The following is a 24,252-nucleotide window of genomic DNA, read 5'->3' as shown; positions in this document are numbered from 1 at the left end:
CTCAGCCCGCCTTGTTCACCCGCATGTACCAATCGACCAGCCGGCGGACCTGCCGTTCCGTATAACCGCGCTCCACCATCCGCTGGACGAATTCACTGTGCCGTTTTTCGGTGACGCTGTCCTGCTTGGAGCCGAAGCTGATCACCGGCAGGAGGTCCTCGACCTGGCCGAACATGCGCTTTTCGATCACCTCGCGCAGCTTCTCGTAGCTCGTCCATGACGGGTTGCGACCGTGGTTGCGCGCCCGGGCACGCAGCGTGAACTTCACCACCTCGTTGCGGAAATCCTTCGGATTGGCGATGCCTGCCGGCTTTTCGACTTGCGACAATTCGCTGTCCAGCACCTCGCGGTTGAGGATTTGGCCGGTATCGGGGTCCTTGTAGTCCTGGTCCTCGATCCAGGCATCGGCATAGGCGATGTAGCGGTCGAACAGGTTCTGGCCATATTCGCTATAGGACTCCAGATAGGCCTTCTGGATTTCGTGGCCGATGAACTCGGCGTAACGGGCGGCCAGTTCCGACTTGATGAATTCGAGATAGGCCGCTTCCATCTCCTTCGGAAACTGCTCCCGCTTGATCGCCTCTTCCAGTATGTACATCAAATGCACCGGATCGGCGGCCACTTCCGCGGTGTCATAGTTGAACGTCTGCGACAGGATCTTGAAGGCAAAGCGCGTGCTGACGCCGGTCATGCCTTCGTCGACGCCGGCGGCGTCGCGATATTCCTGGACTGACTTCGCCTTCGGGTCGACTTCCTTCAGGTTCTCACCGTCATAGGCGCGCATTTTGGTGTGCAGCGGCGAATTGTCGTGCTCGGCAAGGCGCGTCGAGACGCTGAACCGGCTGAGGATGTCCAACACCTCGGGCGCGCAGGGGCTGGCGGCCAATTCACTCTCGCGCAGCAGTTTTTCGTAGATTTGCCTTTCTTCGGTGATGCGTAGGCAATACGGCACCTTGACCACGAGAATGCGATCGAGAAACGCCTCATTGTTCTTGTTGTTCTTGAACTGTTGCCACTCGGATTCGTTGGAATGGGCAACGATGATGCCCTGGTAGGGAAAGGCACCGAAATTCTCGGTGCCGTTGTAACTGCCTTCCTGGGTCGCCGTTAGCAATGGATGCAGCACCTTGATCGGCGCCTTGAACATCTCGACGAATTCGAGCAGACCCTGCGTCGTCCGGTTCAGTCCACCGCTGTAGGAATAGGCGTCGGGGTCGGACTGGCTGAAATTTTCCAATTGCCTGATGTCGACCTTGCCAACCAGGGCTGAGACATCCTGATTGTTCTCGTCGCCAGGCTCTGTCTTGGCAATGCCGATCTGGCGCAGCCGCGACGGCATCAGTCTGACGACGCTGAATTTGGAAATGTCGCCGGACAATTCGTCGAGGCGCTTGGCCGCCCATGGCGAGATAAGCCCGTTCAGGCGGCGCCGGGCTATTCCATATTTGTCCTCCAGGAGATCGCCCATGCGATCCGGATGGAACAGGCCAAGCGGCGATTCGAAAACCGGACTGATCTGGTTGCCGACCTTCAGCGTGTAGATCGGGCGCTCCTCCATCAATTTCTTCAACCGTTCGGCCAAGGAGGACTTACCGCCGCCGACCGGGCCTAGGAGGTAAAGGATCTGCTTGCGCTCCTCGAGGCCCTGAGAGGCATAGCGGAAATATCCGGCGATGCGCTCGATCGTATCCTCCATTCCGTAGAAATCGGAAAAGGAGGGATATATCTTGACGGTCCGGTTCGAGAAAATGCGGCCGAGCCGCTCGTCCTTGCTGGTGTCGACCAGGTCAGGCTCGCCGATCGCCTCGACCATTCGTTCCGGCGCCGAGGCATACATCGACTTGTCCTCGCGGCAGGCAAGCAGATATTGCTGGAGACTTATCTCCTCCTGGGCGGCGTTTGCATAAATTTCCGAAAACAGGTGGAAGACGTCGGATGGGTTCTCACGCATGATCATTGCCTTCAGAGCCATTCTGGCGGGGCCCACACATTCAACTGCGGGAAGGCATTGTTTGTTCCGTCGACGCGCGTGCATCTGGCATCAAAATCCTGGCATCGCTCCAGCCCGAATGGCTGCCTGTCCTGATTGAGCGCTCGCAGCGTCCGCGGAGACTCTTGCGATTTGGAGATCGACCGCGATTTCGGCAGGGATGGAGACATGCTGACCGCCGCGGCGCCTGTGGCTGGATCATGCCAAAAGCGGCGGCGGGATATTGCCGTGCGGACATCCGCGGGTGCAACTGCTCTTCGTGAATGGGAGAAATTTGCATGAATGGCGCCGATGTCCTGTGCGACGTGCTGCTGGCCAATGATGTGAAGGTGTGCTTCGCCAATCCCGGCACATCCGAAATGCATTTTGTCGCCGCGCTCGACCGTAAGCCCGAGATGCGTTGTGTGCTTGGCCTGTTCGAGGGCGTGGTGACCGGTGCGGCCGACGGCTATGCGCGCATGACCGACCGTCCCGCCGCGACGCTGCTGCATACCGGGCCGGGGCTGGCCAATGGTCTTGCCAACATGCACAACGCCCGGCGCGCCATGAGCCCGATGATCAACATCGTCGGCGACCACGCCTCATACCATTTGCCACTCGACGCGCCGCTGACCAGCGATATCGAAGGCCTCGCGGCGCCGATGTCCAACTGGGTTCGACGCATCGAAGGGCCCGCCGATGTCCAGCCGGCCACGGAGGCGGCCTTTCGCGCCTCGCTGACGCCGCCCGGCGTCACGACGCTGATCCTGCCGGCTGATGCCGCATGGGGCGACGCCAACGCGGTTTCGCCCGGCAAGGTGGAACTCGCATCGCCGCCAGCCGTCGGCATGGAGGCCGTGCGAACGATCGCTACCGCGATCCGCGCGACTCCGGGCCGTGTTGGCATGGTCGTCCGGGGGCGGGCGGCACGGGCCGATGCTCTTGAAATCGCCGGCCAGATTTCGACGGCCTGCGATGTCAGGCTGTTCAGCGAGGTCCTGATCGCCCGGATGCAGCGCGGGCGCGGGCGTGTCGCGCCGACGCGCATCCCCTATCCGGTCGACGCGGCGACGGCGATGCTCAGGGATATCGATGTCCTTGTGCTGGTCGGCGGAAAGGAGCCGGTCGCCTTCTTTGCCTATCCGGGAAAACCGGGACGGCTTGTCCGTGATGACTGCCAGGTGCTGACGCTCGCAGCCCATGGGCAAGACTTGCATGCGGCGCTGGAAGCGCTTCGCGACGAACTGGGCGTCAAGCGGTCACATCTGACGGCGGTTGCCAGTGCCTTCCGTGACGAGGCAACGCCGAATGGCCGGCTGACGGAAGATGCCATTGCGCTGTCCGTCGCGAGAAAGCTGCCGGCCGACGCGATAGTCTGCGACGAGGCCGTCACCTCGGCGCGACGTTTCTTCGCGCTGTCGGCCTTTGCCGCGCCGCATGATTACATGATGGGCACGGGCGGGTCGATCGGCGGCGGCATTCCGCTGGCGACAGGTGCGGCGATCGCCTGTCCCGGCCGCAAGGTGATCAATCTCGAGGCAGATGGCAGCGGCATGTACACGGTGCAGGGGCTATGGACGCAGGCGCGGGAACATCTCGACGTGCTGACGATCGTCTTTTCCAACCGCACCTATGCGATCCTGCATGGCGAGATGCGTAATGTCGGCGTGAACGCGATCGGCGAGAATGCTAGGCGCATGCTCGATCTCGACCATCCGGCGCTGGACTGGGTTTCGCTGGCCAAAGGCATGGGCGTGGAGGCGGCGCGTGCGGATAGCTGCGAACGTTTCGACGCGCTGCTCGACGCTGCCTTGTCTCGACCGGGGCCGTTTCTGATCGAAGCGGTCATTTAAACGCAGCATGAGAGGCGCAGGGCTGGCTCGCAGCTTGGCCTACCAGCGCGTCTGTTCGCCGGGCGCCGCGGGCTCGATCGCCAGGGCGTGCACGCCCGATTTCAACTCGTCGGCCAGAAGCTGGTTGACGGCGCGATGACGGTCGATGCGGCTCATGCCCGTAAAACTCCGAGAGACGATGCGGACCCGGAAATGCGTCTCTCCGGCGCCGTCGAATTCTGTGTGGTGACCGGATTCCATGTGATGATGGCCGGCGTGGAGATGGCTTTCGTTGAGGATGACGAGCCGCTCGGGCGAAAATGCCTTGTTGAGCTTGTCTTCCATGGTCGCCTGTATGGACATCGTCTTTTCCCTTCACCACATATGGCTGGCTCGCCGCCATGAAAACCGAAAATCGGTTTCACCAGGCCGCCGGCGTACAACAAAATCGGTCATTCGCCCGCTTTAAGCCGCGATTCAGCGGTTAGGGCGATGATCGCGAAAATGTCAATTCTTGTTTCGCATCTGCGAACGCCCCATAAATGGGTGAGATGAAGCCGTATCCCAAATATTTCGAGAAGATTCGCGTCCGTCCAGACAAGGACGCGGAGGTGAAGGCGCACGCGCCGATTTGCCAGTGGGATGGCTGCAAGGAGGCGGGCACGCATCGCGCGCCTGTCGGGCGCATGAAGGAGGGCGAGTATTTCCGCTTCTGCTTCGACCATGTGCGCGAGTACAACAAGGGCTTCAACTACTTCTCCGGCGTGCCGGACACCGAGGTCGCCCGCTTCCAGAAGGAAGCGATGACCGGCCATCGGCCGACCTGGAAGATGGGCGTCAACGGCGCCTCGACACGCTCCTCGCCCGATATGGCGCAGATGCGCTCCGGCCGCGCCGGCTACTACAACCGCATGCGCGACCCGTTCGACCTGTTCAAGGGGCCGAAGGATCCGCGCGAGGCACGCGAGCGCAAGGCCAAGCCCCTTGAGGCCAAGGCGCTGGAAACGCTTGGTCTTGATACAAAGGCGACTGGCAAGGACATCAAGGCGCGCTATAAGGAACTGGTGAAGCGTCACCATCCGGATGCGAATGGCGGCGACAGAGGTTCGGAAGACCGGTTCCGCGATGTGCTTCAGGCCTATCGCGTGCTCAAACAGGCAGGCCTGTGCTGAGCGACCCCATGGTTTGTGTCGTTTTCCAACTTTCATAAGGTTGGAAAAGGCTCTAAGACCGCCCCCGAACAAAATGGATTGCCGGCGCAACGCGACGTTTCGCCCGTGGAGACGTTGAGAGATATGAACAAGGTCGATCGCGACATCGCCAATCTGCCCGACACGACGGTGTCGGTGAAGGAGAAATTCGGCTTCGAGTCCAAGATGGTGGTGCCGGCCTATTCGGTGACATCAGAGCATGTGCCCGACATCGATCCCGACTATCTGTTCGACAAGGCGACGACCTTGGCGATCCTCGCCGGCTTCGCCTACAACCGCCGCGTCATGGTCTCGGGCTATCACGGCACCGGAAAATCGACCCATATCGAACAGGTCGCCGCCCGCCTCAACTGGCCGTGCGTGCGCGTCAACCTCGACAGCCATGTCAGTCGTATCGATCTTGTCGGCAAGGACGCGATCGTCGTCAAGGACGGCCTGCAGATCACCGAATTCCGCGACGGCATCCTGCCCTGGGCCTACCAGCACAATGTCGCGCTGTGTTTCGATGAGTATGACGCCGGCCGTCCGGATGTGATGTTCGTCATCCAGCGCGTGCTGGAATCGTCCGGCCGCCTGACGCTGCTCGACCAGAGCCGGGTCATTCGCCCGCATCCGGCATTCCGCCTGTTTTCGACCGCCAACACGGTCGGGCTGGGCGACACTACCGGCCTTTATCACGGCACCCAGCAGATCAATCAGGCGCAGATGGACCGGTGGTCGATCGTCACCACGCTGAATTATCTGCCGCACGACAATGAAGTGAACATCGTGCTCGCCAAGGCCAAGCATTATCGCGACACCAAAGGCAAGGACATCGTCAACAAGATGGTGCGCGTCGCCGACATGACGCGCTCGGCCTTCATCAATGGCGATTTGTCGACGGTGATGAGCCCGCGTACCGTCATCACCTGGGCCGAGAATGCCGAAATATTCGGCGATGTCGGCATGGCGTTCCGGCTGACCTTCCTCAACAAGTGCGACGAGCTGGAACGTTCGGTGGTCGCCGAGTTCTACCAGCGCGCCTTCGGCCAGGATCTGCCAGAGAGCGCGGCCAACGTGGTGCTGGGCTAAGCAGAGCCTCGATGGCGGGTCCAGGCGACAACACGCGCAACAAGTCGAAGACGGGGTCTGAAGCCGACAGCTTCAAGCGCGCCGTCACCGTCTGCATGCGCGCCATCGCCGGCGACAAGGAGATGGAAGTCGGCTTCGCCAAGGACAGGCCGGCGCTGGCGGGCAGCCGCGCGCGGCTGCCCGAACTGCCCAAGAAGGCATCGAAAGCCGACATCGCGATCACCCGCGGACTCGGCGATTCCATGGCGTTGAAGCGCGCTTGCCATGATGTTCGCATCCACAGCAAGCTGGCGCCCGAAGGCAAGGCCGCCCGCGCCATCTACGATGCGGTCGAGCAGGCTCGCGTCGAGGCGATCGGCAGCCGCGCCATGCAGGGCGTCGCCGACAATATCGGCTCGATGCTTGAGGATAAATACACCAAGGCCAACCTCGTCGACGTCAAGGACAAGGCCGACGCGCCCATCGAGGAGGCGCTCGCGCTGATGGTGCGCGAAAAGCTGACCGGCCGGCCGGTGCCGAAGAGCGGCGAGCGGCTGGTCGAACTCTGGCGGCCCTGGGTCGAGGAGAAAGCCAGAGCCGACCTCGACGGCCTGTCGGAAAAGCTCGAGGACCAGCAGGCCTTCGCCCGCGTCGTGCGCGAGATGCTCGCCTCCATGGAAATGGCCGAGGAACTCGGCGACGACCAGGAGACCGAAGACTCCGAGGACAATGACGACAACCAGCCGCAAGGCGAGGAACAGAGCGAGGAGGGCGGCGAAGACGATTCCGGCTCCGAGCAGTCGCAGTCCGAGGATGCCGAGGCGTCGGCAGACGACGAGCAATCGGCGGAGACCGAAGCCTCCGACGCAACGGCCGACGATCTGTCCGACGATGACGATGCCGACGCCGAGACACCCGGCGAGGCACGCCGCAACGACAATCCCTTCACCAATCTGCCGAAGGAAATCGACTACAAGATCTACACGTCAGCTTTCGACGAGACGGTTGGCGCCGAGGAGCTTTGCGAAGAGGAAGAGCTCGACCGGCTGCGCGCCTTCCTCGACAAGCAGCTCGCCAATCTGTCGGGCGTCGTCGGTCGGCTCGCCAACCGGCTGCAGCGCCGCCTGATGGCGCAGCAGAACCGGTCCTGGGATTTCGACCTGGAAGAGGGCTATCTCGACCCGGCGCGGCTGGTGCGCGTGGTCATCGACCCGATGCAGCCGCTGTCGTTCAAGCAGGAGCGCGACACCAAATTCCGCGACACGGTGGTGACGCTGGTGCTCGACAATTCCGGTTCGATGCGCGGCCGGCCGATCACCGTCGCCGCCACCTGCGCCGATATCCTGGCGCGCACACTGGAGCGCTGCGGTGTCTCGGTCGAGATTCTCGGCTTCACCACGCGGGCGTGGAAGGGCGGGCAGGCGCGCGAGAAATGGCTGAAGGACGGCAAGCCGCCGAACCCCGGCCGGCTCAACGATCTGCGCCACATCATCTACAAGTCGGCCGACCATCCTTGGCGGCGGGCGCGGCGCAATCTCGGCCTGATGATGCGCGAAGGCCTGCTCAAGGAAAACATCGACGGCGAGGCGCTGCTGTGGGCGCACAACCGGCTGATCGCCCGGCCCGAACAGCGCAAGATCCTGATGATGATCTCGGACGGCGCGCCGGTCGACGATTCGACGCTGTCGGTCAATCCGGGCAATTATCTCGAACGCCATCTGCGCGCCGTCATCGAGCTGATCGAGACCCGTTCGCCGGTCGAACTGCTGGCCATCGGCATCGGCCATGACGTGACCCGCTATTACAGGCGCGCCGTCACCATCGTCGATGCCGAGGAACTGGCCGGCGCCATGACCGAGCAACTGGCTTCGTTGTTTGCCGAGGAAAGCGCGAAGGATACGCGGCGCGGCGGCACACGACGCGCCGGATGATCCTTTCGCGGCGCGGGCTTCGGGACACGCTTTTCGCCGCCATCGCCTTGCTTGCCGGCATGGCTTCGGCGCCAGCCGGTTCGGCCGGCTCGGCCGCAGTTGAGCCTGTCGCAATCTCGGCCCGCCCGATCACCGAATTCCATATTGGCGGTACCGACAAGCAGTTTGGCCAACTCGAATTCGTCGGCGGGCTGGAGATGACCTCGCCATCACACGATTTCGGCGCGCTGTCGGCCTTCCGGTTTCTGAAAGCCGGCAGCGATTTCATCGGTGTGGCCGATACCGGTTACTGGTTCTTCGGCTCGGTGGCCCGAGACGCCGACGGGCGACCCGTCGGCATCCAGAAATTTCGCATGCAGCAAATGGTCGACCAGAGCGGCCAGCCGATCGACGAAAAACGGGAAATCGATGCCGAGGGCCTCGCGGTCAAGGACGGCATTGCCACCGTCGGTTTCGAGCGCAACCACCGCGTCGTCCAGTTCCGGATCGACCCGGACAATATGAAGGCGCCGTTCAGGCAGCTGGATTTCCTGGTGCCGGCGCGGGAACTGCGGCAGAACCGCGGCTTCGAGACAGTCACCCATTCAAATGCCAACGGCCAGCATCGGGGCGGCCTTGTCGTGGTCTCGGAAAGGAGCCTCGACAAGACCGGCAACATCTACGCCGCCATCATCGAAGGGCCGCGCAAGGGCGTCTTCACAGTCAAGCGCAGCGGCGATTTCGATATCACCGATGGCGCCTTTCTGCCCGATGGCGACCTTTTGCTGCTGGAGCGCAGCTTCACCATGACGGGCGGCCTCAAGATGCGGCTGCGGCGCATTTATGGAGAGAGCGTCGAGAAGGGCGCCGTTGCCGACGGGCCGGTGCTGCTGCAAGCCGACATGGGCTACCAGATCGACAATATGGAAGGGCTAGACGTCTGGACCCGCGATGACGGCGCGCTGATGGTTTCGCTGATCTCCGACGACAACCAGTCGATCCTGCAGCGCAATCTCTATCTGGAATTCATTCTGCACCAGGATTGAGTGGCAGCTCCGCCGCGACGCCTATTGGCGATTTGGTCCATGCGTCGGCCATCCCAGCGTTCTCCCTGACAGACCACTAAATCTGAATGAGTTTATCGACCGTGACCGTGTTTGCGAAAAAACTTTAGTCTGGACTTGACAATTGAGATAGCGACGGTGCGGCGTTGGCGCATCGAAGGCGATGGTTTTGCCGTCGCCGAGTTCAGCTTCGACTTTCGCGTCGGCGGCGGCGAGGTGTCTCGCTTCAGCTATGGCGGCGGCCCGGAGATCAGGCTCGACGCGCAATTCCAGGACATCGTCGCCGACCGGCGCATCGTGTTTTCCTACAGGATGGCGGTCGGGCCGCAGCCCATGTCGGCATCGCTGACCACCGTGGAGCTGACGCCTTCAGGCGATGGCACAAGGCTGACCTACACCGAACAGGGCGCTTTCTTCGACGGCATCGATTCCGCCAAGGGACGGGAGGAGGGGACTCGCGGGCTGCTGGAGGCCCTTGCCGCCGAACTTCAGCGGTCAAACTAGCCCCGGCTGCCGACGATCTTGGTCAAGATCATGAGGCTTTGGTGGCTATCCAGATGACATGACGCGCGCCGCGCTTGCCGTTGGCGCGCGTGTTGACTTCCTCGACAGCGAAAGCTGTCTGTTTCAGCCGCCGCGTGAAGCCGGCATCAGGTCCCTGCGACCACACCGCCAGCACGCCGCCCGGCTTGAGGGCGGTACGCGCGGCGGAGAGGCCAGCCACGCTGTAGAGGGCGTCATTGCCTTTGTGGACGATGCCCTCGGGGCCATTGTCGACGTCGAGCAGGATGGCGTCCCAGGCTCCGGCCCCGGACCGTATCAACTGGCCGACATCGGTTTCGCGGATGGTGACGCGGGAATCATCGAGCGACCCGGCGAAAATCTCGGCCCATTGGGCCGCGCGCCCAGGCGACGACGGCCGGCACCAGTTCCGCGACAACGACCTCGACATTGTCGCCCAGTTCGGCGAGAGCAGCGCGCAGCGTAAAACCCATGCCAAGCCCGCCGATCAGGATCTTCGGCTGCCGATGGCCCGCAATCCTTTGGCAGGACAGTTTCGCCAGCGCTTCCTCGGAGCCGTTCAGCCGGCTGTTCATCAGCTCGTTGGTGCCGAGCATGATCGAGAATTCGGAACCGCGCCGTTTCAGCCGCAATTCCTGCTGGCCGTCGGGCGTTTTCGCGGAGTCCAGCTGGATCCAGGGAATCACCGCTTAGGCCGCGGCAATGGCCGGCTGGCTCCAGCGGGCGGCGAGCAGCCGGTAGGGAATCAGTGCCACGACGGCGATGATCAGCTTCACGCTGAGGTCGCCGAGCGCCCAGGACACCCAGCGCATGGCATCGACATGAAACACGCCAATCAATGGGGTGCTTTCGAGCGCGAAACTATCGCTTGGACCGACAAAGGCAAAGGCGGCCGAAAAAGCCACACCGAAGAACACGACGGTGTCGAACACCGATCCGGCCAGCGTGCCGATGATCGGTGCCCGCCACCAGCTCTGCCGACGCAGCCGGTTGAACACGGTGACATCGAGCAACTGCGCGGTCAGGAAGGCAGCGCCCGAAGCGGCCGCGATGCGCACCAGCCGGTCGGCTGATGTCTCGAACTCGATCAGGCCATGACGGAACAGGAAGGGCGGAACGAGGATCGAGCACACCACCGCCGTCATGAAGCCGACAAAGACGATCCGGCGCGCCACGGCAGGTCCGTAGCGGCGGTTGGCAAGGTCGGTGACCAGGAAGGAAAAGGGATAGGTGAAGGCGCCCCAGGTCAAAACGTCGGCGAGCGACAGGCCGCCGATCTGGCCCCGCATGGGGAACTGGACGAGGATGTTCGAAGCCACGACGACAAGCGCCATGGCGGCCACAAAGGGCAGGTATCGCGAAAAGGAAGACATTTTTTTATCCTGGGTAATGGAACCAGCGGAGCGTTTTGCCGAAAACCGGATCACGCTCGCTTCGTAGTCGAGCATCGGGTTGTCGAACCTTGCGGATCTATCCGATGCTCAGTGGCCAACAAGAGGTTGGCCAGGGCGGTTTTCCCCCGCCTGAGAGACGAATTAAGCGGCAGCCTGTTCGGCGGTTTTCTTGGCGATCTGCTTCTTCAAGAGACGCGCGCGCTGCGACAGCTCCTTGACGTCGGCCTTGGCCAGGAAGGCATCGAGGCCGCCGCGATGTTCGACCGAACGCAGCGCGTTGGCAGAAATGCGCAGGCGCACATTCTGGTTCAGCGCTTCCGAAATCAGCGTCACATTGACGAGGTTCGGCAGGAAACGACGCTTGGTCTTGTTGTTCGCGTGGCTCACATTGTTGCCGGTCTGGACTGCCTTGGCAGTGAGTTCGCAGGTGCGGGACATGGTTCTAACCTTCAGTTCTCTCGTGGCCTGCCAAACTTTTGTGCCCACGCCGGGCGGCGCGCGGTTCTGGTCAGGCGGCCTTATGGAAAAGTTGGCGTTCCTTAGTTGCATTTCACCGGGGCGTCAAGCTCCGGCTTCCCCACGGAAGCGCCCGGCATTTCATATTAAGGCCGGATTTCACCCTATAAGCGGTCTCACAGGGACATGCCAGACCGGAGTCGCCCGCCTCCGGCCGAAAATCAAGGATCCGATCCCGCCATGCCTCGTTCGTCTCACGCGCTTGTTGCCGCGCTTGCCGTCGCCTTGCCGTCCGCCGCGTCCGCTGCCTCGCCGCAGTCGTTCAAGGGCGAGTACACGGTGTCGTTTCTGGGTCTCTCGATCGCGAGGTCGACTTTCTCCAGCCACTATGAGAATGGCGCCTACGCGATCGAAGGCAGTGTCTCCGCGGCGGGTCTCGCCAAGCTGTTCGACGACACGCGGGGCACGATCTCGTCCAAGGGTACGATCTCCGGGCAGAAGATGGTGCCGGAGGCATTCCGTGCCGACTACACTTCCGGCAAGAAGGCATCCTCGATCGACATTCGCTTTACCAACGGTAACGTGACCTCGACGCAGGTCATCCCCGCCCCCGGCAAGCGCGACCCCGAGGCCTGGGTGCCGATCGGCGCCGGCGACCTGGCATCGGTGCTCGATCCGATGGCCGCCACCGTCATCCATGCCGACAGCCTGGACCAGGTCTGCGGCCGCAAGGTCAAGTTCTATGATGGCGAGATGCGCGCGGACCTGACACTGACCTACGCCTCGAAAGGAACGATCTCGGTGCCGGGCTACAAGGGCGACACCGTTACCTGCCAGATGGGTTTCGAGCCGGTAGCGGGCTATCGCAAGGGCCGCAAGGCGCTCAACTACCTCAAGAACAAAAGTCGCATGATGGTGACGTTTGCACCGCTTGGCCAAACCGGAGTATATGCGCCGATCCACGCCACGGTCGGAACGCAGATCGGTACCTTGACCATCAGCGCCAGGCGGTTCGAAGCAGTACAATAAGGCACGCCACCGGGGACAGGATGGGGCGCGCCGCTGGAGACAAAATGGCGCGCGCAACACTGATTGGCTTTTCGGCGGTCGCCATGTGGGCGTTGCTTGCGTTGCTGACGGATGCGTCCGGCAAGGTGCCGCCATTCCTGTTGTCGGCGATCACTTTCTCGATCGGCACAGGCGTAGGGCTTGTCGCGCGACTGTTCATGCCGGCCACAGATAGGAGCCAGAAAATCCCTCCCCAGGTCTGGGTGGTCGGTATTGCTGGCCTGTTCGGTTACCACTTCTTCTATTTTACCGCACTGCGCAACGCGCCGGCGGTGGAGGCGAGCCTGATTGCTTATCTCTGGCCACTGCTGATCGTGCTGGGCTCGGCGCTGATGCCGGGCGAAAAACTGGCTTGGAATCATGTCGTCGGCGCGCTGCTCGGCCTTGCCGGCACCGTGCTGATCGTCACCAAGGGCGGCAGCTTGGCCTTCGACGCGCGCTATGCCTTCGGCTATACCATGGCCGCCGTCTGCGCCCTGCTATGGTCGTCCTATTCACTGCTGTCGCGACGTTTCCCGTCGGTGCCGACCAGCATCGTCACCTGGTTCTGCGCGGCAACCGCCGTGCTGTCGCTCGCCTGCCACCTGGCGCTCGAGGAAACAGTGCTGCCTGACGGCGCCGGCCAGTGGTTGGCCGTGCTCGGGCTCGGCCTGATGCCGGTGGGCGCTGCCTTCTATGCCTGGGACATCGGCGTCAAGAGCGGCAACATCCAGGTGCTGGGTGCCGCAAGCTACGCGGCACCGCTTTTGTCGACGCTGGTGCTGATCGCGGCCGGTGCCGCCGAGCCTTCGTTGCGCATTCTGGCCGCCTGCGTGCTCATCACGGGCGGCGCGGCGCTGGCGGCAAAGTCGCTCTTCTTGCGCAAGCCAGCGGCGACCGGGAGCGGAGCCAAGGCATCCGAAAGCGGAGCCAGGGCATCCGAAAGCGAAGCCGGGGCATCCGAAAGCGGGGCCGGGGCATCCGAAGGCGGAGCCAGGGCATCCGAAGGCGGAGCCAGGGCATGACGATGCCGTTTGCCGGCGGCATCGACGCCAATGCCAATGCAACGCTGATCTTTTCGCTGGTGGCGGCGGTGATCTATGCATTCACGCTTGGCATGCGGCCGACGCTGGCCCGCTCGGCGGCAAAGACGCTCGCCGTGGCCATGCTCGCCGTACTCGCCGCAATCCAGGGCGGCCCGCTGCTGCTGGTCGCCGCCCTTGCGCTGAGCGCGGTTGGTGACGCCTTCCTGTCGCGCGACGGGGAAAAGGCATTTCTCGGCGGGCTGGCGAGCTTTCTCGTCGCCCACATCATCTATGCCGCGCTGTTCCTGCGTAGCGGTGGCGGATTGGAGTTGCTTGCCGCCGATCCTGGCTGGGCGCGATTGCACTGGCCATGGCGGTGTTCGCGATTGTCATGCTGGCGGCGCTCTGGCGCCGTGTCGGTCCCGGCCTGCGTAGTCCGATCGCGGCCTATATCCTTGCGATCCTGGCCATGGGCATGTCGGCGCTGACGACAAACAGTAGCTGGGTGATCGGCGGCGTGGTGCTGTTCATGGCATCGGACGGGCTGCTCGCCACGGAGAAATTCCTGGTCGCCGCCATATCACCGCAGCGTGCCTTGATGCGCCTCGCCGTCTGGGTGCTGTACTACGCCGCCCAGTTCGCGATTACCCTGGGTTTCCTGCTGGGTTAGGGCTGCCAGCCCGGCTCGGCGAGTTCGAAGGCGGCGAAATCGAAACCCGGCGCGACGGTGCAGCCGACCAGCGTCCACTCGCCCAGGCTGCGCGCGGATTGCCACCAGCCTGCCGGCACGACGATTTGCGGCCGTTCGCCCGCCGCGAGGTCGATGCCGAGAACCTGCTCGATAATGGCGCCGCCTTCTTCCCACATCGACAGCGCCAGCGGGGCACCGGCATAAAAATGCCAGACCTCGGCGGCGTCCCTGACCCGATGCCAGGCCGAAAGCTGGTGCCGTTCCAGCAGGAAATAGATGGCGGTCGAATGACCCCGCACGCCGCCGGCTTCGTCACGAAAAGTTTCCGCGTACCAGCCTCCTTCCGGATGCGGCTTCAGTGCGAGCGTTGCTATGATTTCCGCGGAACTGGTCATCGGCAGAAAGCCAACACGGCGCTCAGAAATTGTCCTTGCGCTTGCGGATCTCGGCGAAGACCTCGGCATCTCCAGCCTTCTCCATGCCCAGATGCTTGCGGATTGCCGGATCGTGCCAGCGCAGGAAGGGATTGGTCGACAGTTCCTCGCCGATCGTCGTCGGCAGCGTCGGCTTGTTGTCGACCCGCAGCGCCTCGATCCGCGCGGCACGCTCCTTCAATGCCGAATTGGTGGGGTCGACGCTCAGCGCGAAACGGGCATTGGCGAGCGTATATTCGTGGCCGCAATAGACTGTCGTCTCGGCCGGAAGGGCCGCGAGCTTCTTCAGCGATTCGTACATCACCGGCGGCTTGCATTCGAACAGCCGTCCGCAACCCAGCGCGAACAGCGTATCCGCGGTGAACGCCACTTTCGATGCCGGCAGATGGTAGGAGACATGGCCGGCGGTATGTCCGGGCGTGGCGATCACCTCGATGCGCTCATCGCCGAGATGAAGGATGGAGCCTTCTTCGACGGTTTCGTCGATGCCGGGAATCTTGGCCTTTTCCGCCTCCGGGCCGACAATGCGCAGCTTGAAGCGCTCCTTGAGCGCCAGATTGGCCTCGACATGGTCGACATGGTGATGCGTGGTCAGGATCATCGTCGGCGTCCAGCCGGTGCGCTTGATCGCGGCGAGGATCGGCGCCTCCTCGGGCGCGTCGACGATTGCGGTCTGGCCGCTTTCGGGATCATGCACCAGCACACCGAAATTGTCGGTGCGGCACATGAACTGTTCGATTTCGACCGGCATCGCATCTCTCCATTTACCGCTGCAGACATAGGGTGCCGCTGCGTGAATGTCATCCCGGATGTCAAAGCGAATGACATCCGGGATGTCAAAGCGAATGACATCCGAATGTCATCCTGGGATGTCAAATTGACATCCGCCGTGCCGCCCGCTGTGGACCTTTTGTTGAATCCGCCCGACATCACGGCTACATCCCTGACATGCACTCCGACATCGTCGACCTTCGCTCCTTCTATTCGACAACGCTCGGCCGGTTCGCCGAGCATTCGATAACCATGGCGCTATCGTCGATATGGGCCGCGGTGCCCAATGAGCGGCTGGTCGGTCTCGGCTATACCTTGCCCTGGCTGGAGCGCTTCGGCTCCGACGCCGAGCGGGTCTTCGCCTTCATGCCGGCGACCCAGGGCGCCGTGGTTTGGCCGGCGACGGGGCCGACGGCAACGGCATTGGTCTTCGACGAGGAGCTGCCGCTGGTCGATTCCTGCATCGACCGCATGCTGCTCGTCCATTCGCTCGAACATGTCGAGAACCCGCGCGAGACGCTGAACGAGATCTGGCGGGTGCTGTCGCCGGCGGGGCGCGTCGTCATCGTCGTGCCCAACCGGCGCGGCGTTTGGGCACGCTTCGAACATACGCCGTTCGGCAACGGGCGGCCTTTCTCACGCGGGCAGCTCACCGAGCTGCTGCGCGAGGCGAATTTCACGCCCGCCGCCTGGTCCGATGCGCTGTTTTTCCCGCCATCGCGACGGCGCTTCATGATGCGCTTCCACAATGTGCTGGAGCGCGCCGGCCGGCGGCTGTGGCCGATTTTCTCCGGCGTCATTGTCGTGGAAGCGCAGAAGCGACTTTATCAAGGCGTGCCGGTGGCCCAGCGCGCGTCTCGTCGCGTCTTCGTGCCGGTGCTGTCGCCACATGGCGCGACACGGCTCGGCCGGCAGGCCGAGGGTAGCGGTACGGCATCGTCGGCTCGGCAAGCGACACCGTCGTGATCGCGATGGAACTTGCATCGCGCGGCATCTTTCCGACCTATCTGTCGTGCTGGGCTCGCAAAGTGGTTGAGGGGCTGCCGCCGTCGGCGCTCTTCATCTCATCCGGTTTCAGCTTCGCTACTTAACGCAAGGACTTTGGCTATGGCTGATCAACTGGACAATCAGGCCACCGTTCAGCCGGTCGCCGTGGTCAGCAGCCTGCGCGATCAGGTGGCGGCGATCAAGCGGGCGCTGATAGAATCGCCGGTTCGCAAATGGTTGCTGTGGACGTCGGCCGGGATCATGGCCGTCATCGTCGCGACGTCGATTGGCCAGGTTCTGCTCAATCGCTGGAACCAACCCTTTTACGACGCGCTCGCGCGCCGCGACATGGCCGCCTTCCTGCATCAGCTTCTCGTCTTTGCCATGATCGCTAGTGGGCTGCTGGTGCTCAACATCGGCCAGACCTGGCTCAACCAGATGATCCGGCTGAAGTTGCGCGAGGCGCTGACGCTGGATCTGATCGACCAGTGGATGCGGCCGGCGCGTGCTTTCCGGCTGGCCAATGCCGGCGCCATCGGCGTCAATCCCGATCAGCGCATGCAGCAGGATGCCGCGCATCTGTCGGACCTGTCGACCGATCTTGGTGTCGGCCTGCTGCAGTCCTTCATCCTGCTGGTGTCTTTCGTCGGCGTGTTGTGGGAGCTGTCTTCGGGTTTCGTGTTCCACATTGGCGGCTGGTCGCTGGCGATACCGGGCTACATGGTCTGGGCGGCGTTCCTCTATGCCGGCACCGCCTCCTGGCTGAGTTGGCTGGTCGGGCGGCCGCTCATCCGCCTCAACAGCGACCGCTACACGCGCGAAGCGGAGCTGCGCTCCTCGATGGTGCGCGTCAACGAGAATGTCGATGCCATCGCGCTGTACCGTGGCGAGAATGATGCCAAGAGACGGCTCGAACTCGACCTCGGCACGGTGCTGGGTGCCATGCGCCGCATCTACACCGCCCAGATCAACCTGTCCTGGGTAACCGACACCTATGGCTGGATCACCGTCGTGGCGCCGATCCTGGTCGCCTCGCCGGTCTATTTCTCGGGCGATATCAGCTTTGGCGGCCTGATGATGGCGGTCGGCGCCTTCAACCAGGTGCATTCGTCGTTGCGCTGGTTCATCAACAACATCGGCAGTATCGCCGACTGGCGTGCCACGCTGATGCGTGTCGCCGACTTCCGCATCGCGCTCGATGAAACCGATGTGCTGCACGACAAGGAGAAGCGTATCTCCTTCGATCAGAACGCCAATGGCAGCCTGACGTTGGAGAAACTCCAGGTGGCCTCGCCGGAGGGCTGTACGAAGCTCTCCGACCAGCATGTCGAAATCCATGCCGGCGAGCGTGTGATGATCACCGGCGAGCCCGGCGCCGGCAAGACGCTGTTCTTCCGCGCCATTGCCGGCCTGTGGCCGTGGGGGAGCGGAAAGATCGGCATGCCGGCGGGAGAAGCCCCCATCTTCGTGCCTCGTGTCCCGTATTTCCCGGCTGGCACGCTGCGCGAGGTTCTTGACCATCCCTATGGTGTTGCTCCGGCAAGCGATGCAGAGATCTCGGCGGTGCTTGGCGAAGTCGGCCTCGGGCGGCTGTCATCCTCGCTCGACCGGTCGGCCCGCTGGGAGCGGGAGTTGGGCGATGACGAACAGCGATCGCTCGCCTTCGCCAGGCTCGCCTTGCGGAAGCCGAAATGGGTGGTTATCGATGAAGCGATGGATGCATTCGACGGCCCGTCGCTAAGGCGCGTGCTGTCGCTGCTGGATAAGCATCTGAAGGACGCCGCGATCATCAATATCGGACGCGGCCTGCACAACAATCAGTTCTTCCCGCGGTCCCTGACGATCGTGAAGGATACCGGCGCGCCCGCCCTGAAACCCGCCCCTGTCCGGGCAGGTGCGATCGAACCGCCGCCAGTCGCCGTACGGCGCAAGGCATAGAACAGCCGGCATTCGGACCGGCCGGGCGCGCGCCTGCCACAAGCTTTATTTCGCCGTGATCGCGAGCGATGTTGCGATCGAAACATCGCTTGTGCTGGCCATGCTTGATACGATGAGCCTGCTTGCCTGCCTGGCTTGCGCCGAGGCCGCTCCGGTTCCTTCGGCGCCGGATACGCTGACCGTCGACGTCGAACTGGTGCTGGCGGTCGATATCTCCCTGTCGATGGACGAGACCGAGTTCGCCCTTCAACGCGCCGGCTACGTCGAGGCGCTGCGGCATGCCGATTTCATCGAGGCGGTCCGTTCCGGCCATACGGGCCGCATTGCGCTCGCCTATTTCGAGTGGGCCGGCACGGTGCGCGACGACGCGGTCATCGGCTGGCAGATCATCGACGGCGCCGAGAGCGCCAACAGCTTTGCCGACAAGCTTGCGGCCCGCCCCTTCCGGAGTTTCCGCGGCACCTCGATTTCAAGCGCGCTTGCTTTCGGCACCGAGCTTTTCGACGGCACCAATTTCGCGGGCGAACGCAGCGTCATCGACATATCTGGCGACGGCCCCAACAATATCGGGCCGCCGGTCACCGTGACGCGTGATGCGGCCATTGCCAAGGGCATAGTCGTCAACGGCCTGCCGATCCTGATCAAGCCATCGCCGACCTTCAGCCATCTCGATCAGTATTATGCGCAGTGCGTGACCGGCGGACCTGGTTCCTTCGTGCTGCCGATCCATGCGGCCGCCGAATTCTCGACGGCGATCCGGCGCAAGCTGATTCTGGAAGTCAGCGGCATTCAGGACAAGCCCAAAATCACGCCTGTCGAGATGGACGCCCCGATCGACTGCCTTCTGGGGGAACGGGACAGGCGGTTCCTGTCGGATCCCTATTTCCCGGAACTGGACCGATAGGCCGTGGGTCAGGCAGGCCGGGCGCCAAACTCGTTGCGGAACGTGTTGAAGAGATCGCGGCGCCAGCGCCGGCCCTGGACATAACCGTTGACCAGTTCCGGCAAGGAGTAGCCGAGCGCCTTCGACGACCGATTGGCCATATAGCCCTCGAACGCCTCCGGTATCCGGCCCCTGAGAATATCGGCGATGATCTGCCGTGAGATCATGTAGGGCGGAATGTGCGGGTAGGAGCGGGCGATATGCGGGTGCTTGCCCATCAGATTGGCATAGGCTTCGACATAGCCTGTCCTGCGGCCCGAAATCGAATTCTCCGAATTGTATTTCGTCCAGTCGATATCTCCCGACAATTGCGCGCCGAACCGCTGCGCGAGGCGCAGCAGCAACTCCCGGTCCTGCATCCGGGTGATGTCGCTGTCATAGCCGCCAACCGCCAGCAGGGCCTCGCGGCGGGCCGATATCGCCGAGCCGGCGATGAAGATCGTCTGCGCCACAAGCGTGCGCTCCAGTACCATGGAACTCACGAATGCCTCGGGATTGATGCAGTTGGTGGCGCGGCCGCTCTTCAGCGAGACGTATGAGCTCAGCAATACTTCGAGCGACGGATCGTCATCGAACCGGGCCAGCGTGCGCTCAAGCCGGTGCGGCAGGTAGACGTCGTCGGAATCGAGAAATGTCACCACGGGGGTCCGCGCACGTTCGATGCCGGCGTTCCTGGCGGCGTTGGCGCCGCGCCATTTCGCGCCGACATAGATCAGCCGCGGATCGCTGACGCGGGCGAGCGCCGCCTCGGTTCCGTCGGTCGAGCCATCGTCGACGACGATATGCTCGAACCGCGGCATGCTCTGGGAAAGCACGCTTTCGACGGCGCGGAGCACCGTTTCGCGCCGGTTGTGGGTCGGTGTGATGACCGTGATGAGGGGCGCCTGCTCCGTCTTCCCGGTCATATCGCGTCAGCCGTCTTGAGCGCAAAAACACACTTCGCGCCAGGTCCTTTGATCCTCAGGATGGTTGAACGGATCGGACTTCCCCCTGGATGGCCCTCATCGGATTCGGCGCGACGCTACAAAGAACAACCTGTTGTGTCATCCTATTCTGCTGTCGTTCGACCGACAAGGCGTGATGAATTCCGGCTCCTGAAGCTTTAACTGCAACACCATCGCTGCCTTCCATGCTTGCGAAGTGGCGTTGACGATCAATTTTCGCAAGGGCGATCTAATCCACCGCTAAAATCTGCTAGCTGTGCCCGACATAGTCGGGCACGATCTCGATGTCGTCGCTGACCAGGCCTGTAGCGAGACTGAACTGGCCCCAAAACGCCAAACTGTAGAATGCAAGGCCGACAAGAAGGGAAAACGGAGTCTGCCAAAGCGGCATCCCGGTGCGCCCTGCATGGCCGATAATCCGTCTTGTGGTGCGCCATGACATGGTGAACCAACGGCTGAAGCACTTGACGACCCGTTGCGTGCGGCCAGGCGATTTGAGCTCCACGAACTTTCGGTCGGCGTCTCTGCCCGTGACCAGGGCGCGCCAGAAAAAAAATCGCCAGCCCCGCGGTGAGTAATGGTAGACGCGGGCGTTGACATTACGAATTGTGCGGCCTTCGCGTTGCAGTTCGCGCATCAGCAATGTGCACGAGACCTTGAAGCCATTGTGTCTTGGAAAAGGATGATCGACGATCCAGTCGCGCCGAAACCCTACATTGTTGGCGTTCATCGCTCGTTTCGAGGCAAACCGCTTGTCCCCGTGAGCCATTGGGAAAAACCAGATCAGTGCAAACGTCCTCGAAAAGAAATCATCGTATGAAAGATAAGTATATCCATTCACACACATGACTTCTGGATCGTTAAAGGGCTCAAGCAAACCTGATAGCCAGCCTGGTTCGGCCACTACATCGGAATCGGTGAAAATGATGATATCTCCGTCCGTTGCCAATATGCCGTTGTTTTTTAGATCGTAGTATCGGCCCCCGGGAAAAGCGGTAAAGATCAGATCGGCAACTTGTTCCAGCTGTGGCGCTACCGCCCTGACGTCGATACGAAGCGATCCAGCGTCGGCGTCCGTGCCGCCGTGAGAGATAACAACCTTGGGTCTGTGCAAGCCGGCTGAAGGAACCGTGGTGATTTCACGTGCCAAGGCCTTCAGGCCAATGCCGACTTCGTCCCAATCGATGGACTTGGCGTTCTCCATCTCCACCACGAGGGAATATGTTGGGTGTGGTTCAACCATTTCCGCATGGACCATATCGCTGCGTCGCACTGGCGATAGTCCCTGCAAGTCGGCCTAAAGGCAACCCTTTCAAGATCACGCGGGGGTGTTTCCCAACAATACTGACGATCAGCCACCGCCACCAAATCGGGACCAAAGGGAACCGCGAGTGCGGTCAACCGGGAATCTTGAAGTGTCTGAATATTGCGCCAAGAAACGCTGCCGCCATTCTACATTGACGGTGTCTCGTTGAATTGCGAGGCCGGACGCAAAGCCAAATCCGACGTCACGGGCAAGCTTGGCGTCAACGAGACCAGCGATTTTCTTAAGGCTGGTCTGTGGGTCTTGCAAAAGATCCTCATATGTCAACGACAGGAAAGGCACACCGTTTTTTGCAAACCAGAGGTCCCAAACCAGATTTTCCAGCACAAGTTTATCAAGCGACTGTGCTATCGCCGCGCCGTCGTAACGTGGCGCATTGTTGGCGGTCTCGGTAGAACGGAATCGGCCGGTCTGACGGGCGCGCGCCCAGGAGATTGCCTGGCCAAGGAGATCGCGGCGCGTCAAACGGACATAGCGCAATTCTGGGAGGGTGGCTGGTAGGTCGATGGTTCTAGCCACTTGGGAAAATTGGCTGGCAAACAGTTTGACTGCGTAAATTCCGGAAGGGGATCGCCCATCCCTCAATGCCCGCAAGACTTGAGCGCGGGGATCGCGAGGATAGTTCGGCAATTCAAGAAGACGGCGGCCGCCGAACCACTCCAAAGGGTTGCCAAGCCCGGCGGCTGCCATCAATCCAGCGAGATGATTGCTGCCGCTGCGCGGTGACGTGCAGACCAGAATTCCAGCTTTTATGCCAGACAGGATGTCAGGTGGTATTTCAACCGGAAGAGGCCGTCTGCGAAAGAGATGCATGGCAACCACTACCGCTTCAGCAGGAACACAGCCTGTTGGCCAAAGAAATTCCAGAACCACCATGGCATCGACAGGCCGATCTTCTGGCCGTTTGCGTCAAGCGCGGTCGCCTTTTCCACCGTCGCACCAAGCTCTTCGCACAGATTGACGAAGTCGCGGATGGTGCAGAAGTGGATGTTGGGCGTGTCGTACCAGGAATAGGGCAGATCCTTGGTCACCGGCATTCGGCCCTTGACGAACAGCGACAGGCGCACCCGCCAATGGCCGAAATTGGGGAAAGAGACGATCGCCCGATTGCCGATCCTGAGCAGTTCGTCGAGCACCAGTTTTGGATTGCGGGTGGCCTGCAGGGTCTGCGACAGGACGACGAAGTCAAAACCCTTGTCGGGATAGAATTCGAGATCCTTGTCAGCATCGCCCTGGATGACCGAGAGGCCGCGCGCCACGCATTCGTTGACGCCGCGCTGCGACAACTCGAGCCCGCGGCCGTCGACCTGTTTGCTTTCCTGCAGCAATTCGAGCAGGGAGCCATCGCCGGAGCCGACGTCGAGCACGCGCGATTGCGGCGGGATGAGGTTGGCGACGACCTCGAGGTCGACACGCTGGCTGCCGTTGACGCTCATGGTTTCGCCTCCTGAGCGGCGCACGACCATGGTCCGGAAAGTCCGCAACTCTTCGGGGTCATGCGCCGAGCCCCCTGGCGCGCGCGGCCGAGCCGATGAAGCCGTTGATGGCGGCAAACAGTTCCGGTTCGTCGAGCAGGAAGGCGTCGTGGCCGCGATCGGTCTCGATCTCGACGAAGGATACCGAGGCGCCGGCGGCGTTGAGCGCATGAACAATGGAGCGGCTCTCTTCGGTCGGAAACAGCCAATCCGACGTGAAGGACACCAGGCAGAAGCGGGTTTTGGTGCCGGCAAAGGCGTCCGCCAGCCGGCCGCCATGGTCGGCGGCGAGGTCGAAATAATCCATCGACCGTGTCATGTAGAGGTAGGAGTTGGCGTCGAAACGGTCGACGAAGGTCATGCCCTGGTGGCGCAGATAGCTCTCGATCTGGAAATCGGCATCGAAGCCGAAGGTCAGCGCTTCGCGGTCCTGCAGGTTACGGCCGAATTTGCGGTGCAGGGCGGCTTCCGACAGATAGGTTATGTGGGCGGCCATGCGCGCCACCGCCAGCCCCTTTTCCGGGCGCTTGCCGTGCTCGAAATATTTGCCGCCATGCCAGTCCGGATCGGCCATCACGGCCTGCCGCCCGACCTCGTGGAAAGCGATGTTCTGTGACGAATGGCGCGCGCCGGTGGCGATCGGCAGTGCCGAAAAAACCCGTTCGGGATAGCTCGACGCCCATTGCAGCACCTGCATGCCGCCCATCGAACCGCCCAGCACGCAGAACAGCTTCTCGATGCCGAAATGGTCGACCAGCATCTGCTGCGCACGCACCATGTCACGGATGGTGATGACCGGAAGGTCGAGCCCATATGGCTTTCCCGTGGCGGGGTTGGTCGAGGCCGGCCCGGTGGAACCAAGACAGCCGCCGATGACGTTGGAGCAGATGACGAAGAAGCGGCTGGTGTCGATGATCTTGCCGGGGCCTATCAGCACTTCCCACCAGCCTGGCTTGCCGGTCACCGGATTGGTGCTGGCGACATGCTGGTCGCCGGTCAGCGCATGGCAGACGAGGATGGCATTGGAACGGGCGTCGTTCAGCGTGCCATAGGTCTGGTAGGCGATCTGGAATGGCGACAGCAGCGTGCCGGCGTCGAGCTTGAGCGGCTTGTCGGGCCCAAAACGCAACACCGGGCTCGACGGTTGGTCGGCCTCGTTGTTGGTCTTTCCTGCACGCAGAACAGCCATCACGTCTCTCTTGCTGCACCGTGCTTTTGCGGAAATCGCTGCCGATCTCCGCGCCGCCGATGCGTTCGTCCGGCCG

General features: G+C 62.3%; 22 protein-coding genes and 2 pseudogenes. 12 read left to right on the top strand and 12 right to left on the bottom strand.

Annotated elements, in window-relative coordinates; translation table 11 throughout:
• Position 1: 1 nt before the first annotated feature.
• Complete coding sequence (locus tag FJ941_RS04380; protein WP_140503346.1) at positions 2-1,951, bottom strand: PrkA family serine protein kinase; 1,950 nt, start codon at positions 1,949-1,951, stop codon at positions 2-4.
• 317 nt (positions 1,952-2,268) lie between these two features.
• Here FJ941_RS04380 and FJ941_RS04375 point away from each other — a divergent pair, with 317 nt between their 5' ends.
• On the top strand, positions 2,269-3,822 hold the full coding sequence (locus FJ941_RS04375) for an acetolactate synthase large subunit (RefSeq protein ID WP_140503344.1): 1,554 nt from the start codon (positions 2,269-2,271) through the stop codon (positions 3,820-3,822).
• A gap of 39 nt (positions 3,823-3,861) precedes the next feature.
• On the opposite strand, the gene FJ941_RS04370 is transcribed toward FJ941_RS04375, so the two are convergent.
• Complete coding sequence (locus FJ941_RS04370; RefSeq protein ID WP_140503342.1) at positions 3,862-4,164, bottom strand: BolA family protein; 303 nt, start codon at positions 4,162-4,164, stop codon at positions 3,862-3,864.
• Between the two features lie 179 nt (positions 4,165-4,343).
• Here FJ941_RS04370 and FJ941_RS04365 point away from each other — a divergent pair, with 179 nt between their 5' ends.
• The 5 genes from FJ941_RS04365 to FJ941_RS04345 all read left to right on the top strand — a co-directional run bounded on the left by FJ941_RS04365 (position 4,344) and on the right by FJ941_RS04345 (position 9,540).
• Positions 4,344-4,973: a J domain-containing protein gene (locus FJ941_RS04365; protein ID WP_032922426.1), complete on the top strand. Its 630-nt coding sequence runs from the start codon at positions 4,344-4,346 to the stop codon at positions 4,971-4,973.
• A gap of 123 nt (positions 4,974-5,096) precedes the next feature.
• Complete coding sequence (gene cobS, locus FJ941_RS04360) at positions 5,097-6,083, top strand: cobaltochelatase subunit CobS (protein ID WP_127276014.1); 987 nt, start codon at positions 5,097-5,099, stop codon at positions 6,081-6,083.
• 11 nt (positions 6,084-6,094) lie between these two features.
• Positions 6,095-7,993 (top strand): cobaltochelatase subunit CobT, encoded by a 1,899-nt coding sequence (gene cobT, locus FJ941_RS04355; protein WP_140503340.1) that lies wholly within the window; start codon positions 6,095-6,097, stop codon positions 7,991-7,993.
• Positions 7,990-9,018 (top strand): esterase-like activity of phytase family protein, encoded by a 1,029-nt coding sequence (locus FJ941_RS04350; RefSeq protein ID WP_140503338.1) that lies wholly within the window; start codon positions 7,990-7,992, stop codon positions 9,016-9,018. Before cobT ends, FJ941_RS04350 begins: the two co-directional genes overlap by 4 nt.
• Positions 9,019-9,174: 156 nt before the next feature.
• The gene (locus FJ941_RS04345; RefSeq protein WP_246672621.1) at positions 9,175-9,540 is read left to right on the top strand and encodes an SRPBCC family protein; all 366 of its coding nucleotides are present in this window, start codon (positions 9,175-9,177) and stop codon (positions 9,538-9,540) included.
• Positions 9,541-9,568: 28 nt separating this feature from the next.
• Here FJ941_RS04345 and FJ941_RS04340 read toward each other — a convergent pair.
• From FJ941_RS04340 to rpmB, 3 genes and pseudogenes are all read right to left on the bottom strand, one after another.
• Positions 9,569-10,244, bottom strand: a pseudogene (locus FJ941_RS04340) (hypothetical protein).
• Between the two features lie 3 nt (positions 10,245-10,247).
• Positions 10,248-10,931 carry a queuosine precursor transporter gene (locus FJ941_RS04335; RefSeq protein WP_140503336.1) on the bottom strand — a complete coding sequence of 228 codons (684 nt, stop codon included), beginning with the start codon at positions 10,929-10,931 and terminating at the stop codon, positions 10,248-10,250.
• 162 nt (positions 10,932-11,093) lie between these two features.
• Positions 11,094-11,390, bottom strand: a complete 297-nt coding sequence (gene rpmB / locus FJ941_RS04330; protein WP_027143515.1) for a 50S ribosomal protein L28 — start codon at positions 11,388-11,390, stop codon at positions 11,094-11,096.
• Positions 11,391-11,648: 258 nt separating this feature from the next.
• On the opposite strand from rpmB, the gene FJ941_RS04325 reads away from it, so the two are divergent.
• The 3 genes and pseudogenes from FJ941_RS04325 to FJ941_RS04315 all read left to right on the top strand — a co-directional run bounded on the left by FJ941_RS04325 (position 11,649) and on the right by FJ941_RS04315 (position 14,150).
• Positions 11,649-12,437, top strand: coding sequence for a DUF3108 domain-containing protein (locus tag FJ941_RS04325; RefSeq protein WP_140503335.1), 789 nt, complete (start codon positions 11,649-11,651; stop codon positions 12,435-12,437).
• A gap of 44 nt (positions 12,438-12,481) precedes the next feature.
• The gene (locus tag FJ941_RS04320) at positions 12,482-13,480 is read left to right on the top strand and encodes a DMT family transporter (protein ID WP_140503333.1); all 999 of its coding nucleotides are present in this window, start codon (positions 12,482-12,484) and stop codon (positions 13,478-13,480) included.
• Positions 13,477-14,150: pseudogene (locus FJ941_RS04315) on the top strand (lysoplasmalogenase family protein). Before FJ941_RS04320 ends, FJ941_RS04315 begins: the two are co-directional and overlap by 4 nt.
• Here FJ941_RS04315 and FJ941_RS04310 read toward each other — a convergent pair.
• The gene (locus tag FJ941_RS04310; protein WP_140503331.1) at positions 14,147-14,566 is read right to left on the bottom strand and encodes a cupin domain-containing protein; all 420 of its coding nucleotides are present in this window, start codon (positions 14,564-14,566) and stop codon (positions 14,147-14,149) included. The pseudogene FJ941_RS04315 and the gene FJ941_RS04310 sit on opposite strands and share 4 nt — an antisense overlap.
• A gap of 22 nt (positions 14,567-14,588) precedes the next feature.
• A complete protein-coding gene (gene gloB, locus FJ941_RS04305) occupies positions 14,589-15,356 on the bottom strand; it encodes a hydroxyacylglutathione hydrolase (protein ID WP_140503329.1) in 768 nt (255 codons plus the stop codon).
• A 197-nt stretch (positions 15,357-15,553) separates the two neighbouring features.
• Between gloB and FJ941_RS04300 the strand changes: the two genes are divergently transcribed.
• From FJ941_RS04300 to FJ941_RS04290, 3 genes are all read left to right on the top strand, one after another.
• Entirely contained in the window at positions 15,554-16,342 is a 789-nt protein-coding gene (locus FJ941_RS04300; RefSeq protein WP_140503328.1) for a methyltransferase domain-containing protein, read from the top strand.
• 141 nt (positions 16,343-16,483) lie between these two features.
• Entirely contained in the window at positions 16,484-18,301 is a 1,818-nt protein-coding gene (locus FJ941_RS04295; protein ID WP_140503326.1) for an ABC transporter ATP-binding protein/permease, read from the top strand.
• A 100-nt stretch (positions 18,302-18,401) separates the two neighbouring features.
• A complete protein-coding gene (locus tag FJ941_RS04290) occupies positions 18,402-19,205 on the top strand; it encodes a DUF1194 domain-containing protein (RefSeq protein WP_181165924.1) in 804 nt (267 codons plus the stop codon).
• An 8-nt stretch (positions 19,206-19,213) separates the two neighbouring features.
• Here FJ941_RS04290 and FJ941_RS04285 read toward each other — a convergent pair whose 3' ends face one another.
• The 5 genes from FJ941_RS04285 to FJ941_RS04265 all read right to left on the bottom strand — a co-directional run bounded on the left by FJ941_RS04285 (position 19,214) and on the right by FJ941_RS04265 (position 24,176).
• The gene (locus FJ941_RS04285) at positions 19,214-20,149 is read right to left on the bottom strand and encodes a glycosyltransferase family A protein (protein ID WP_140503323.1); all 936 of its coding nucleotides are present in this window, start codon (positions 20,147-20,149) and stop codon (positions 19,214-19,216) included.
• A gap of 289 nt (positions 20,150-20,438) precedes the next feature.
• Positions 20,439-21,461, bottom strand: coding sequence for a glycosyltransferase (locus FJ941_RS04280; RefSeq protein WP_246673682.1), 1,023 nt, complete (start codon positions 21,459-21,461; stop codon positions 20,439-20,441).
• 78 nt (positions 21,462-21,539) lie between these two features.
• A complete protein-coding gene (locus tag FJ941_RS04275; protein ID WP_140503321.1) occupies positions 21,540-22,388 on the bottom strand; it encodes a Stf0 family sulfotransferase in 849 nt (282 codons plus the stop codon).
• Positions 22,334-22,948 (bottom strand): methionine biosynthesis protein MetW, encoded by a 615-nt coding sequence (metW, locus tag FJ941_RS04270; protein WP_140503320.1) that lies wholly within the window; start codon positions 22,946-22,948, stop codon positions 22,334-22,336. The genes FJ941_RS04275 and metW overlap by 55 nt, the downstream gene beginning before the upstream one ends.
• A gap of 58 nt (positions 22,949-23,006) precedes the next feature.
• Entirely contained in the window at positions 23,007-24,176 is a 1,170-nt protein-coding gene (locus FJ941_RS04265) for a homoserine O-acetyltransferase (RefSeq protein WP_140503318.1), read from the bottom strand.
• Positions 24,177-24,252 lie beyond the last annotated feature (76 nt).

It is taken from the genome of Mesorhizobium sp. B2-3-13, from assembly GCF_006442195.1.
GTDB classification, from domain to species: Bacteria; Pseudomonadota; Alphaproteobacteria; order Rhizobiales; family Rhizobiaceae; genus Mesorhizobium; species Mesorhizobium salmacidum.
The sequence above is the reverse complement of the archived record's forward strand: the minus strand, read 5'-3'. Positions and strand labels throughout refer to the sequence as shown.